Origin of the sequence: Saccharothrix sp. S26, assembly GCF_021390395.1 — a bacterium.
Classification (GTDB): Bacteria; Actinomycetota; Actinomycetes; order Mycobacteriales; family Pseudonocardiaceae; genus Actinosynnema.
In genome coordinates this window covers 72,438-84,783 of the sequence record NZ_JAJUWT010000010.1, presented here as the reverse complement: position 1 = coordinate 84,783, position 12,346 = coordinate 72,438, and the positions used below count along the sequence as shown (strand labels likewise).

14 protein-coding genes are annotated in these 12,346 nt (G+C 72.2%); 3 read left to right on the top strand and 11 right to left on the bottom strand.

Annotated elements, in window-relative coordinates:
- Nucleotides 1–87 precede the first annotated feature (87 nt).
- From LZG04_RS17545 to LZG04_RS17525, 5 genes are all read right to left on the bottom strand, one after another.
- Nucleotides 88–444, bottom strand: a complete 357-nt coding sequence (locus LZG04_RS17545; protein ID WP_233818281.1) for a DUF6292 family protein — start codon at nucleotides 442–444, stop codon at nucleotides 88–90.
- 109 nt (nucleotides 445–553) lie between these two features.
- Nucleotides 554–1,069, bottom strand: coding sequence for a hypothetical protein (locus tag LZG04_RS17540; RefSeq protein ID WP_233818279.1), 516 nt, complete (start codon nucleotides 1,067–1,069; stop codon nucleotides 554–556).
- Between the two features lie 209 nt (nucleotides 1,070–1,278).
- Nucleotides 1,279–2,187: an NAD(P)-dependent oxidoreductase gene (locus LZG04_RS17535; RefSeq protein ID WP_233818277.1), complete on the bottom strand. Its 909-nt coding sequence runs from the start codon at nucleotides 2,185–2,187 to the stop codon at nucleotides 1,279–1,281.
- 34 nt (nucleotides 2,188–2,221) lie between these two features.
- Complete coding sequence (locus LZG04_RS17530; protein WP_233818275.1) at nucleotides 2,222–3,733, bottom strand: amidase; 1,512 nt, start codon at nucleotides 3,731–3,733, stop codon at nucleotides 2,222–2,224.
- A 104-nt stretch (nucleotides 3,734–3,837) separates the two neighbouring features.
- Complete coding sequence (locus LZG04_RS17525) at nucleotides 3,838–3,996, bottom strand: hypothetical protein (RefSeq protein ID WP_233818273.1); 159 nt, start codon at nucleotides 3,994–3,996, stop codon at nucleotides 3,838–3,840.
- Nucleotides 3,997–4,013: 17 nt separating this feature from the next.
- Here LZG04_RS17525 and LZG04_RS17520 point away from each other — a divergent pair, with 17 nt between their 5' ends.
- Nucleotides 4,014–4,652 (top strand): hypothetical protein, encoded by a 639-nt coding sequence (locus LZG04_RS17520; protein WP_233818271.1) that lies wholly within the window; start codon nucleotides 4,014–4,016, stop codon nucleotides 4,650–4,652.
- Between the two features lie 308 nt (nucleotides 4,653–4,960).
- Nucleotides 4,961–5,893 (top strand): hypothetical protein, encoded by a 933-nt coding sequence (locus LZG04_RS17515; protein WP_233818269.1) that lies wholly within the window; start codon nucleotides 4,961–4,963, stop codon nucleotides 5,891–5,893.
- Nucleotides 5,894–5,898: 5 nt separating this feature from the next.
- On the opposite strand, the gene LZG04_RS17510 is transcribed toward LZG04_RS17515, so the two are convergent.
- Both LZG04_RS17510 and LZG04_RS17505 read right to left on the bottom strand, forming a co-directional pair.
- Nucleotides 5,899–6,750 carry an ABC transporter permease gene (locus LZG04_RS17510; protein ID WP_233818267.1) on the bottom strand — a complete coding sequence of 284 codons (852 nt, stop codon included), beginning with the start codon at nucleotides 6,748–6,750 and terminating at the stop codon, nucleotides 5,899–5,901.
- Nucleotides 6,747–7,631: an ABC transporter ATP-binding protein gene (locus LZG04_RS17505; RefSeq protein WP_233818265.1), complete on the bottom strand. Its 885-nt coding sequence runs from the start codon at nucleotides 7,629–7,631 to the stop codon at nucleotides 6,747–6,749. The genes LZG04_RS17510 and LZG04_RS17505 overlap by 4 nt, the downstream gene beginning before the upstream one ends.
- A gap of 118 nt (nucleotides 7,632–7,749) precedes the next feature.
- Between LZG04_RS17505 and LZG04_RS17500 the strand changes: the two genes are divergently transcribed.
- Complete coding sequence (locus tag LZG04_RS17500; RefSeq protein WP_233818263.1) at nucleotides 7,750–8,451, top strand: MerR family transcriptional regulator; 702 nt, start codon at nucleotides 7,750–7,752, stop codon at nucleotides 8,449–8,451.
- Here the strand turns inward: LZG04_RS17500 and LZG04_RS17495 are convergent.
- The 4 genes from LZG04_RS17495 to LZG04_RS17480 form a co-directional block, all read right to left on the bottom strand.
- Nucleotides 8,421–9,077: a response regulator transcription factor gene (locus LZG04_RS17495; protein WP_233818261.1), complete on the bottom strand. Its 657-nt coding sequence runs from the start codon at nucleotides 9,075–9,077 to the stop codon at nucleotides 8,421–8,423. The two genes, LZG04_RS17500 and LZG04_RS17495, sit on opposite strands and share 31 nt — an antisense overlap.
- Nucleotides 9,074–10,033 carry a sensor histidine kinase gene (locus LZG04_RS17490; protein WP_233818259.1) on the bottom strand — a complete coding sequence of 320 codons (960 nt, stop codon included), beginning with the start codon at nucleotides 10,031–10,033 and terminating at the stop codon, nucleotides 9,074–9,076. Before LZG04_RS17490 ends, LZG04_RS17495 begins: the two co-directional genes overlap by 4 nt.
- Before the next feature lie 26 nt (nucleotides 10,034–10,059).
- Nucleotides 10,060–11,469: a serine hydrolase gene (locus LZG04_RS17485; protein ID WP_233818257.1), complete on the bottom strand. Its 1,410-nt coding sequence runs from the start codon at nucleotides 11,467–11,469 to the stop codon at nucleotides 10,060–10,062.
- 70 nt (nucleotides 11,470–11,539) lie between these two features.
- Nucleotides 11,540–12,328 (bottom strand): class I SAM-dependent methyltransferase, encoded by a 789-nt coding sequence (locus tag LZG04_RS17480; RefSeq protein WP_233818255.1) that lies wholly within the window; start codon nucleotides 12,326–12,328, stop codon nucleotides 11,540–11,542.
- Between the last annotated feature and the right edge of the window lie 18 nt (nucleotides 12,329–12,346).

Here is a 12,346-nt window from a genome sequence, read left to right as displayed (position 1 = left end):
GCCCGGAAACAGGCCGTCCGGCTGTCCGGACGTGTCCCGGACAGCCGGACGGTGTCAGACTGTGACTATCTCTTCACCCACGGTGATCTAGCTGGCCGCGAGCAACTCGCGGTCGTCGTGCAGCAGGCGGAGCTGATCCACCCACCCCGCCACCGCGGCGGGCTCGGGTCGAGCCGGCCCACGCAACCTGGCCAACACGAACGGCGGCTCCGAACTGTCGCTCTCCACCGCCACCGACCACCCGCGGGCCTCGTCCCAGAGCAACGCCACGTCACGATCGGGGAACCCGGGCAGGTGACCGTCGAGCGCCAAGTAGGCACCCAACCGGGAGCCGTCGGACTGCACGCAGGAGCACTCCCCGCTGAGCCCGAGCGCCCGCGTCACGTCCGACACGTAGGTCAGCAGCGCACGTACCGCGCTGTCGTCATCGAAGTCCCAGTCCATCACGCACCACCGTCCCCGCCCCCGAAGTACCTGGTCCGTGCCGATCACTCGGCGCGATCCGGGGTAGCCCGAACGTGGCGTTCCGAAACCCGGCCGTTCGGATTACCCGTCAGGGCCTCGGCGTCCGGACCGCGATGGAGGCGATGTCGTCCAGGTACTCGGCCGTGAACCCACCGGCCACGTTCTCGGCCTCGGCGATCACCACGGTCACCCCGTCGACCACGTCCGAGTCGTAGTTGAGCGCCGTGAACGGAACATCCTTGACCTGCACCAACGAGCCCGACAACGGCACGATGTCCCCAGTCCCGTGCACGTCCTCGACCTTCTTGAACCCCCGCGCCTTCTCCCGGTCGTCGAACTCCACCCAAGCCACGAACACCACCGCCGTACCACCCCTGTCATCGGTGACGGTGAAGATCATCCGCTCGAGCGCGACACACGGCACCGCCCTCAACAACTCCTGCACCTGCCCGAACGAGTGCGAAGCGCACTCCGCATCCCCCCGAACCGCTCGATCGACCACCCGAAGCCCCCGCTCCCGCCACATCTCATCGGGCCCCTCAGCACCGGCGAACCCCCCACCGGCAACCGCCACCACCCCAACCAACGCCGCCGCCGCGATCAACCCACCCGACCCCACACCGCCACCTCCACCACCCGGCACCGTCACCACCTGGTACCCGATCCGAAGCTATCTCCCACCTCCCCCGACCACCACCCCACCGACCCTCCACACGGATCCCGAATCTCACCCCCATCGGACCCGCAGCGCACCCACCGAGGCCCGATTTGACATGGCTTCGACCAGCCTGGAGTGCCCGTACGGGCCCCATGTCAAATCGAGCCGGACTTGCCCACCGAGCCGCCCTCAACCCCACCAACCCCCGAGCCAACCCCGAACGCCGCCACCACCGCCGCCATGTCCGCCCCCACCCCTACCCGCTCCGCCGCCACCCGGTACTGCTCGTTCATCACCCGCATCAACCGATCGTCCACCCCCGCCACCCCCATCGCCGCCAAGATCAACTCGCTGTCCTTGACCGCCCCGTCCACCCCGAACGACGGCGAGAACTCGCCGTCGATCATCGCCCGCCCCTTCACCTGCGCGTACGTGCTGTCCACCGGCCCACCCGCGATCACCTCGAGGAACGCGTCCGGGTCCAACCCCAACCCCCGCGTCAACACCACCGCCTGCGCCGTCGCCGCCGTGATCGACAAGACCCACGAGTTGGCCGCCAGCTTCAACCGCTGCCCGTCCCCCGCCCGCTCACCCGCCCACACGGTCCGCAGCGCGATCGCGTCGAACACCGGGGCCACGACCTCCCGCAGCTCGACCGGCCCGGCCGCGAGCACGGTCAGCTTCCCCTGCTCCGCCGGCGCACGAGTCCCGAGCACGGGCGCGTCGACGAACGGCACCCGGTGCGTCGCGGCCAGCTCCGCCAAGTGCTCGACCCCGGCCAACCCGACCGTGCCGCACTGCACCCACACCGCGCCGTCCTCCACCGCCGGCAACGCCTCGGCCATCACCCCGGCGGTCGCTTCGGCGTCGAACAGCATGGTGATCACGAAGTCCGCGCCGACCACCGCGCTCTTCGGGTCGTCGGCGACCACCGCGCCCTCGTCGGCCAGCGGACGCGCCTTGGCCACGCTGCGGTTCCACACGACGACGTCCACCTTGGACCGCAGCAGGCTCCGCGCCATGCCGGCGCCCATCAGACCGGTACCCAACACCACCACGCGCATGGGCCCAACATGGCACCCCGGCCGGAGAACCGCATCACGAAGGCAGCGACGGCAGGTACCCCGGCGCGCGACGCGCGTGCGCGGCCTGCTCGAACGCGGCGGCGAACCGCAGCACGGTCGCGTCCGCCCACCGCCCCGCCATGAACGACACCCCGATCGGCAACGGCCCGGCGAACCCGGCGGGCACGCTCACGTTCGGGTGACCCGACACGGCCGCCGGCGTCGAGGACCCCAGCTCGTAGGCGTCACCGCTGCCGTACTCGGTCCGCCACGCCGGTCCGTTCGTCGGTGCCATGATCACGTCCAGCCGGTGCTCGGCCAGCACCTCGTCGATCGAACGGCGGGCCAGCCCGGTCGCGGTCCGGCGCCGCTCCACGTACTCCGGGTCGGTCACCGGAGGTGCCTTCTCCGCTTCGAGGAACAGCTCCTGCCCGAACTCGCCCAGCTCCACCGGGTCGGCCTCGTTGAACGCGATCAGCTCGGCCAACGACCGCGGCGCACCCGGTCGCGTCTTCAGGTACCGCTCCAGGTCGTGCTTGAACTCCGTGATCAACGCCGGGAACTCGGCGGCCTCCACCTGCTCCTGGTACGGCAGCTCGACCTCGACCACCGTCGCACCGGCGCGCCGCAGCACGTCCACCGCCGACTGCACGACCCGGTCGACCTCGGCGTTGGTCCCCGCTTTGCGCCACACACCGATCCGCTTGCCGTTCAGCGCATTGGGCTTGGTCCCCAGCTCAGACGCGTAGTCCACGCCCTTGCCCTCCAACGCCGACATCAGGATCGCCGCGTCGACCACGTGCCGTGCGATCGGCCCCGCCGTGTCCTGCCGCGACGAAATCGGCACGATGCCGTCCCCGCTGACCCGGCCGAGCGTCGGCTTGAGGCCGACCACCCCGTTCTGCCCGGCGGGGCACACGATCGAGCCGTCGGTCTCCGTGCCGACGGCGACCTGTGCCAACGACGCCGCCACCGCCGCGCCCGAACCGGACGACGAGCCGCACGGGTTGCGGTCCAGGACGTGCGGGTTGTGGGTCTGCCCGCCCACCGCGGACCACCCGGACGTGGAAGCGGTGGAGCGGAAGTTCGCCCACTCCGACAGGTTCGTCTTGCCCAGCACGACCGCGCCCGCGTCACGCAGGCGGCGCACCAGCTCGGCGTCGTCGCGCGGGGGCACGCGCAGAGCACGTGAACCGGCCGTGCTGCCCATGGTCGTGGTGTCGATGTTGTCCTTGAGCAGCACCGGGATGCCGTCCATCGGGCCTTTGGCCCGGGCCTGGCGTCGCCGCCGGTCGCTCTCCGCGGCTTGGGCGAGCGCGTCGGGGTTCACCACGACCACGGAGCGGACCGCGCGGTCGACGACCTCGATGCGACGCAGGTAGGCGCGGGTGAGGTCGACCGAGGTGAGGGTGCCCGCGTCCAGCCGGCGGATCAGCTGCGGGATCGTGGCGGCGTCGAGGTTCTCGACCGGGCGGGTGCGGGCGTGGGCCGGTGGTGCGACGACGAGCACGCACAGCAGGGCGGCGAGCAGGGATCGCAATCGCATGGTGGTACCCCAGTCCCGTGGACCGGTCGCGGTCAACCCGCCGGTTGTCGGTGGTTTGCCTGGTTCCCGGCCTTCGGCACCAGGGTGCCGGCGTGCTCGCCGAGCTACCCGGCCGACTTGTCCTGGTTCACCCGTGCGTGCAGCCGCTCCCGGATCTCGTCCGGCGTGTAGGCGCGGCGCTTGCGCTCCGCGCGGGCGATCACCACCCCGGTCGCCGCGACACCCGCGACACCGGCCAGTCCGAGCAGCTTCCACCAGCGCATCTGCCTAGGCTACCGGGATGGCTGGAACGAAGATCGGTCTGGACGAGGCGGTCGAACTCACTCGAACCGGTGACGTGTGGTTGTTCCGCGGCAACTCGGTGGCCGACCGCGCCATCCGGGTCACCACGAACAGCCCGGTCAACCACGTGGGCATGACCGTGGCGATCGAGGACCTGCCGCCGTTGATGTGGCACGCCGAACTGGGCCGTTCCCTGCCGGACGTGTGGACCGGCACCCACCACCGCGGGGTGCAGTTGCACGACCTGCGTGACGCGGTGCTGGTGTGGGCGCGCAAGTACGGGCAGCGGGCGTGGCTGCGCCAACTCGACCGGCCGACGACGCCGGAGGAGGACGACGCGGTGCTGAAGACGGTCGCACGGCTGAACGGCACGCCGTTCCCGTCGACGGCGAGGTTGGCGACCAGGTGGTTGCGCGGGCGGTTGCCGAACTTGCGGCGGTCGTCGGAGTCGCCGTCGGGGTCGACGTTGGAGACGGCGTACTGCGCGGAGGTGGTGGCGGTGACGTACGAGGCGATGGGGTTGCTGCCGGCGGGGCGGCGGGCCAATTGGTACGACCCGGGGCGGTTCTGGAGTGGGGATGAGTTGGAGTTGGTGGGTGGAGCGCGGTTGGGTGAGGAGATCGGGGTGGAGATCTGAAGGTCGAGATTCAGGGTTGAGGCGGCTCGGTGGTGCAGTCCGGCTCGATTCGACATGGGGCCCGTACGGGCACTCCAGGCAGGCCGAACCCATGTCGAATCGGGCCTTTGCAGTGGGGTGGCGGGTCCGATGTGGGTGTCACTCGGGAGGGGGAATCATGCAACCTTTGACAACCTGAACCGCATTTCTCACGTTAGCCGGATAAAACGGCCGGCCCGGCGGCGAGGAGGCGTGGGCAGGGAGTGGCGGGTTGAGGGCTTGGTGGAAAACAGGAGTGCGTGGGCGGTCGGTTGCCTAGCATTCGGGCGGTGAACAAGCGTTCGAGCGTGGCGTTGGTCGCGGTCCTGTTGGTGGGGTGCACGGCTGAGGCCGAGGTGCCGCAGGGCGTGCCCGAGACCGGGTTGCTGGGCGCGTTGGCGGGTGTGCGGGCCACTGACGAGTCGTCCCTGCTGGTGGAGTACGGCGAGGTGGCGGCCGTGCGGGGGTTGCTGGACCAGGACGCCCGGCGGTTCGCCGGGTTGCGGGGGTACGGGTACTCCGACCTCGCCGGGCACAGCCAGGTGTTGCCGGAGCTGGTGGGGTTCGACCCGGCGCAGGCCACGACGGCGTTGCGGGTGGGGCAGTCGCCGACGTGGGTGGCGGTGGTGCGGATGGATGTCGATGTGGCGGTGGTGGAGGGGAAGGTTCAGGCGCTCGGTGGGCGGAAGGGGGGTTCGGGGGTTTGGACGACCGGGGAGGACGGCGAGATCGACCCGGACGGGCCGTTGGCGCAGGCCGGGATCGTGACCGGGTTCCAGCAGGTGCGGGTGGAGGCGGGGTCGGTGGCGCACTCGACCGGTGCGGAGGCGTTGAAGTGGGTGACCGAGCCGGTCGGGGGTAAGTCGTTGGCCGCCGATCCGATGATCGGTGAGCTGGCGCGCTGCCTCGGCGAGGTGTCGGTGGCGGTGATCAGCAAGCCCAGGAGCGGGTTGCCGGTGGCGGCCGGGGTGCGGGTCGCGGTGGGTGGTGAGGTGACCGAGGTCGTGTGCGTGCCCGACGAGAACCCCAACGCGCTCAAGGATCTGGTGCGCACCAACCTGGAGGGTGCGCCCTGGGTGGAGGTGCTCGCCGGCGCGACGGCCGAGCAGCCCGCGGACCAGACGGGCATGGTGCGGGTGCTCGTGCCGGCCGCGCCGGACGTTCGGGTCGGTCGGGTGTTGGTGGCGTTGCAGCGGGGTGAGTTGCCCGGGTTGTTCGGCTGAGCGGGTCAGTCGAGGCGTTGCGCCACGCGCTCGCGGCGGGCCGCGACGGAGGAGCCGGACTCGCGGCGGGCCATGCGACGCAGGGTGACCGAGGCCAGGGTGAAGCCCACGACGGCCGATGCGCCGAGCGCGAGCACGGTCTCGGTGGGTCGCCACGAGCCGCCGGCCTCGGCCGCCGCCAGTGCGTCCGGCAGCAACGCCGACCGCAGGCCGAGGCCCATCCAGTACAGCGGGAACGCCTGGCCGAGCCACTGGAGCCACCCCGGCAGGGCGGTGATCGGGTAGAACACGCCCGACACCGCGACCAGCGCCATGAGCAGCAGGGTGACGAAGCCGAGGCTCTGGCTGTTGCCGGACACCGCGCCGAGGATCGCCCCGATCGGCAGGACGGCGAGCAGGCCGAGCAGCAGCACCCAGGTCAGCGTCACCCACGTCGACAGGCGGCCCGGTTGGAGGCCGTCGAACACCAGCATCGCGGGCAGCAGGACCAGCAGGACGACGGCGACCGCCATCGCCGCCTTGCCCAGCACCTTGCCGATGACGTAGGCGAGCACGCCGTGGGGTGTCGCCCTGGCCCGCAGCAGGGTGCCGTCCTCGCGGTCCAGGGTGAGGGTCATGGCCAGCCCCACGAGGCCGGTGAAGACGGCGTTCATGGCGAGGATGCCGGGCACGGCCTGCGCGCCCAGCGGGAAGTCGACGCCGGGGGTCGCGCCGTCGCCGAACGCGTACATCACGATGAGCGCCACCACCGGCAGCCACAGCCAGCCCATCAGCTCGCCCGCGTTGGTCATGGTGTGGCGGAACTCGATCCGGCCGCGCCGCAGGCCGGCGCGCACGGCCACCGCGCGGGGGTTCACGCGGCCACCGGCTCGGATTCGCGCACCAGCGCCAGGTACACGTCTTCGAGGCTCGCGCGCCGCACTTCGAGGTCGTCCACCGCCGTGCCGTGCTGGGCGAACAGTTCGCGCACGTACGAGGTGGCGTCGGGGACGGAGTGCACGTGCTCGCGGCCGTGGAGGCGGTAGCGCACCTCGGCCTCGCCGGCGATGCGGTCGGCCAGTTCGGCGGCCGTGCCGTCGGCGACGACGCGGCCCGAGACGAGGATGACGATGCGGTCGGCCAGCTTCTCCGCCTCGGCGAGGTCGTGGGTGGTGAGCAGGACGGCGGTGCCGGGCAGGCGACCCAGCAGCTCGTGGAACTCGCGGCGCGCCTCGGGGTCGAAGCCGACCGTCGGTTCGTCCAGGAACAGCAGGTCGGGGTGCCCGATCAAGCCGACGGCGACGTCGAGCCGTCGCCGCTGCCCGCCGGACAGCGTGCCGACCCTCCGGTCGGCGTGGTCGGTGAGGCCGACGAGGCCGATCAGCTCGTCGGGGTCGAACACCCGCTCGCGGTAGGGCTCGTAGAACAGGGTCAGGTAGGACAGCAGTTCGCGCACGCGCCACCGGCCGTGGTCGCGCCACGACTGGAGCACCACGCCGAGCCGGGCGCGCCAGGGCTCGTCGCCGTGGTCGGGGTCGACGCCGAGCACGCTGACCTGGCCGTCGGACCGCGTGCGGAAGCCTTCGAGGATCTCGATGGTGGTGGTCTTGCCCGCGCCGTTGGGTCCGAGCAACGCCACGACCTCGCCGGGTGCGACGGTGAGGTCCACCCCCTTGAGCACGTCGGTGGAGCCGTAGCGCATGCGCAGGCCCCGCGTGTGCACCACCGACGATCGCCGCTGGTTGTCGCTGGTTTTCATGTCTTCAACCGTATCGTTGAAGTATCTTGTTTAAGGTTGATGAGGGTTCGGGCCGGTTGGCTCCGGAAAACCTTCAAGTCCAGAGTTGAACCCGAAGCGCATCTGGGGGGTGGTCTGGTTGGGGCTTCGTCCGGTTGATCTGGCGCGGGCGGCGGGCATCTCGGCCCAGCAGGTGCGCAACTACCTCGACGCCGGGGTGCTGCCGCCGGCCGAGCGTTCACCGGCGGGGTACCGGGTGTTCGACGAGCGGCATCGGCAGGCGTTGACGACGTACCGGGCGTTGGGGCGCGGCTACGGGTGGGACGCGGCCAAGGCCATCATGCGCGCGTTGCACGGGGGTTCGCCGGACCTGGCGTTGGCGAGGGTGGACGCCGAGCACGCGGCGGCGCACGAGCAGCGGTTGGCGTTGCGGGCGACGGCCGAGGCGTTGGAGGCGGTGGCCGGGCACCCGCCGGACGCGGTGCCGCGGACGGGGTTGCGGGTCGGCGAGCTGGCGGCGCGGTTGGGGGTGCGGCCGTCGGCGTTGCGGGTGTGGGAGTCGGCGGGGTTGCTGCTGCCCAAGCGCGACACCGACGGGCATCGCCGGTTCGGTCCGACCGACGTGCGGGACGCGCGCCTGGTGGCGACGTTGCGGTTGAGCCGCTACCCGCTGCCGACGATCAAGCCGATCATGGACGAGTTCCGCAGCTCGGGTGGCGCGGACGCGTTGCGGGCCGCGATCGCCACCAGGGAGGTGGAGTCGGGGCGGCGGGCGAGGGCGATGGTGGAGGCGGCCGCCGCGCTGCACGGTTACCTGGCGGTGGTCAGCCCGGCCTCGTAGGCGAGGATCGCGGCTTGAACCCGGTTGGTCACGTCGAGGCGGTTCAGGATCGCGCTGACGTGTGCTTTCACCGTGCCTTCGGTGACGGTGAGGCGGCGGGCGATGTCGTGGTTGGACAGGCCCTCCCCCACCAGCGCCAGCACGTCGCGTTCACGTCCGGTGAGGGTGGCGACGCGTCGGCGGGCCTGGTCGTAGCGGGTGAGCCGGCCGTCGCGCAGGTCGGCGACCACGCGCTGGGCGATCTTCGGTGAGAGGTAGGCCGCGCCGTCGGCCGCCGCGCGCACGCCGATCAGGAGCTCCCTCGGGTCGGCGGCTTTGAGCAGGAAGCCGTTGGCGCCGTCGCCGAGGGCCCGGGCCACGTACTCGTCCTCGTCGAACGTCGTCAGCATCACCACCGCGGTCCCGGGCACGGTCTGCCGCAGTTCGGCGGCGGCGGCCAGGCCGTCGAGGCGGGGCATGCGGATGTCGAGCAGCACGACGTCGGGTTGGTGGGTGCGGGCGAGGTCGACGGCCTCGCGCCCGTCGGTGGCCTCGGCGACGACTTCGATGCCGGGGTCGGTGTCGAGGATGGCCTTGACGCCGGCGCGGACCATCGCCTCATCGTCGGCGAGCAGCACGCGGATCACGTCCGGTCCTCCTTCGGCAGTCGCGCGGTGACGGTGAACCGGCCGTCGGTGACGCCGGAGCGCAGGGTGCCGCCGAGCAGTCGGACGCGTTCGGCCAGGCCCGCGAGGCCGCTGCCGTCGCCGTCACCGGCGGGTGGCCGGTCGACGGGGTTGGTCACGGTCACCTGCACGTGGTCGGTCGTGCTCAGCTCCACGGTCACGGGTGCGGCGGGTGCGTGGCGGGCGGCGTTGGTGAGGGCTTCCTGCACGACCCGGTGCACGGCGCGGTCGGTGAGGGGTGGCAGCGGGGTGGTGTCGCCGGTGCGGGTGAGGACGACCGGCAGGCCGGCCCGGGCCGCTCGCGCGACCAGTGCCTCCACGGTCTCGTCGGGCGGGTCGAGGGTGGTGGGTCCTTCCCGCAGCACGCCGACGGTGCGGCGCAGCCGGTCGGTGGCGGTCACGGCCGATTCGCGCAGGCCGGCCGCCGCCTGGCGGGTGGTCTCGGTCTCGGCGGTCAGCTCCAGCGCGCCGGCTCGCAGCGCGATGAGGGCCAGCTCGTGGCCGAGGGAGTCGTGCATGTCGGCCGCGATGCGGGCCCGTTCGCGCAGGCGGGCGCGTTCGGCGACGAGGTCCTGCGCCCGTTCCAACTGCACGATCCGCTCCCGTCCCACGGCGATCAGCTCGGCTTGTTGCCGGCGGAACCGGCCGGCGAGCCAGGGCAGCACGACGCTGAGGCCGAGGCTGGCCAGCGCGCCGACGCCTTCCCAGAGCCGCACGGCGGCGATGACGGCCCCGAGCACCGCCGCCGCCGCGACGACCAGGCCGCCTCGGCGCGCCGGCAGGTGCCGGCCGTGCAGGTAGGCCAGCACGGCCAGCGCCGGGTAGAGCAGCTGCCGCCAGGCCGGCAGCGCGTCGGTGGCCACCCCGTTGGCCAGGCCGGCGACGGCGAGGGCCGCGAGGGCGGTGCCGTTGCGCATGGTGCGGACCCTACCCAGCGCCATCCTCAGTGGACCGTCGTGCGCGAGCGGTGCAGGTGCAGCAGGCGTGCGGTGGCCGTGGCCGTGCCGGCCAGGGCGGTCACGGCGAGGGTGATCGTCAGCGGCACGGCGAAGTAGGTCAGCTGCGCCCAGGTCACGGTGCGCCCGTTCACGAGGATCTCGACCAGGTCGGGGTAGGCGGCCAGCACCGCGGCGGGGACGAGCAGCGGCACGAACCGCAGCGCCACCCGCCACGCCGGCGAGCCCGCGCGACGCCGTGCCCACGTGGGCGAGCGCCGCACGCCGAGCACGCCCAGCCCGCAGGCGGCCAGCGCGATCAGGCCCAGGACCAGCTCGGACGCCTGCCGTCCGCCGCCGACGGGGTCGGGGTCGCGGCCCTGGCTCACCGCGATGAGGCCGTTGAGGATGTCGTAGGTGTCGTCCTGCAACGAAGCGCTGTTGGCCAGCACCGCGAACCCTTGGCCGGTGGCGGGCACGACGGCCTGCACGGCGGTGTAGGTGAACAGGTTGCCGGGGTGCACCAGCCGGTCGACGCCGTCCGGGCCGGTCTCGGGGATCCACCCCATGCCGTACTCGTGCACGGTGGAGGAGGTGTGCATGGTGCGCAGGCCGTCGGGTGACACCAGTTGGGTGCCGTGGCCGGTCTGGCTGATCAGCCACTTGCCCATGTCGGCGGCGGTGGTGATGACGCCGCCACCGCCGCTGAGGAAGCCGGGCAGCTCGGGCCTGCTCCACCAGGACCCGAACACCGAGTTGTAGCCGTCGGCGGGTCGGATCTCGTCGGGGGACACCGTGCTGCGCGCCATGCCCAGCGGCCCGAACACCTCCTGCCGCAGGTACTCGCCGAACGTGCGGCCGCTCGCCACCTCCACCAGTCGTGCCGCGAGGTCGTAGTTGACGTTGCAGTACTCGTAGTGGGTGCCGGGGTCGGCGGCGAGCGCGTCGGTGGACAGCTCGGCGGTGTAGTCGGCCAGGTCGGTGGCGGAGTCGAGCGCGTTGACGTCGATCGTGGTGTCGGAGAAGCCGGAGGTCTGGTTCAGCAGGTGCCGGACGGTCACGGCGGCGTACCGGGGGTCGGCCATGGTGAAGCCGGGCAGTTGGTCGGCCACGGGCTCGTCCAACGCGATCCGGCCGTCCTCCACCAGGGTCATCACGGCCATCGCGGTGAACGACTTGCTCAGCGAGGCGATGCGCATGGGTGTGTCCGCGGTGATGGGAGCGCCCTCGGAGTCCTCGCCGTAGCCGGCGGCGTGGACGACCCGGTCGCCCTCGGTGACGACGACCGACAGGCCGGGCATGCCGGTGTCGTGGAGGGCTCGGGTGAGGTAGTCGTCGATGGAGGTCGGTGCGGCGTGGGCGGTGGGGGCCAGGAGCGTCGCGGTGAGGGCCGCGACCCCGATCAGCGTGGCTTTCATGCAGGTCAACGTAGGAACGGCGGCCCTGCGCGGGCATCAGGCCACGGGCCCGGACCACCCCTGACGAAAGTCATAGGGCACGGGTCGGGTGCCCCGGTTTTTCCACGCGGTGGAACTCGGCGCCGGCGATCACGGTCGTCCCGCCGGTCGGGTGGTCCTCGCGCAGGCCGCGCAGCACGCGGTCGCGGAACGCCTCCCGGTCGGGCGGGTCCAGCGCGTCGTGCAGCCAGCGGTTGCCGTGCGACATCAGCCACGACCAGTGCGCCTCGGGCCCGTCGACCGGGAACGACACCTCGGTGGTGGTCTGGTCGACGTGCCGCAGGCCCGCCCGTTCGGCGCGCTCGGCCCAGGTCACGGGCTCGTGCGGCTCCTCGGGGTCGCGGATGCGGCGGGTGAACTCGGCCACGACCCGGCCGTAGGCCTCCCACCAGCCGCCGTCCGCGCTGGGGCCGGGCACGGAGAACGCGAACACCCCACCCGGCCGCAGCACGCGTCCGATCTCGGCGAACGCCGTGCCGGCGTCCAGGATGTGGACGAGGAAACCGCTGAGCACCACGTCGAACGAGGCGTCGGGCAGGTCGAGCCGGTGCGCGTCGAGCAACCGGGCGTCCACCCCGGGCAGCGCCTCGCGCAACCCGTCCAGCATCGCCGACGACACGTCGCCCGCCACCGCGGAACAGCCGGCGCGCACGAGGGCGGCGGTCACCGCGCCGCGGCCCGCGCCCAGGTCCAGCACCCGTGCGCCCGGGTCGGGCGCGGTCCACTCGACCAGCCGCGCGCCGAACGTGGCGAAGAACGGCACCGACCGGTCGTAGTCGGCGGCCACCCGGTCGAACAGCTCCGCGCCGAGATCCGTCACGGCAGGTGACGCTAGGGC

Coding starts and splice junctions, on each gene's coding strand:
- LZG04_RS17545 (WP_233818281.1), bottom strand. CDS start 444: ATGGACTGGGACTTCGATGACGACAGCGCGGTACGTGCGCTGCTGACC.
- LZG04_RS17525 (WP_233818273.1), bottom strand. CDS start 3,996: ATGCGCTGGTGGAAGCTGCTCGGACTGGCCGGTGTCGCGGGTGTCGCG.
- LZG04_RS17530 (WP_233818275.1), bottom strand. CDS start 3,733: ATGCGATTGCGATCCCTGCTCGCCGCCCTGCTGTGCGTGCTCGTCGTC.
- LZG04_RS17505 (WP_233818265.1), bottom strand. CDS start 7,631: ATGAAAACCAGCGACAACCAGCGGCGATCGTCGGTGGTGCACACGCGG.
- LZG04_RS17490 (WP_233818259.1), bottom strand. CDS start 10,033: ATGCGCAACGGCACCGCCCTCGCGGCCCTCGCCGTCGCCGGCCTGGCC.
- LZG04_RS17535 (WP_233818277.1), bottom strand. CDS start 2,187: ATGCGCGTGGTGGTGTTGGGTACCGGTCTGATGGGCGCCGGCATGGCG.
- LZG04_RS17485 (WP_233818257.1), bottom strand. CDS start 11,469: ATGAAAGCCACGCTGATCGGGGTCGCGGCCCTCACCGCGACGCTCCTG.
- LZG04_RS17520 (WP_233818271.1), top strand. CDS start 4,014: ATGGCTGGAACGAAGATCGGTCTGGACGAGGCGGTCGAACTCACTCGA.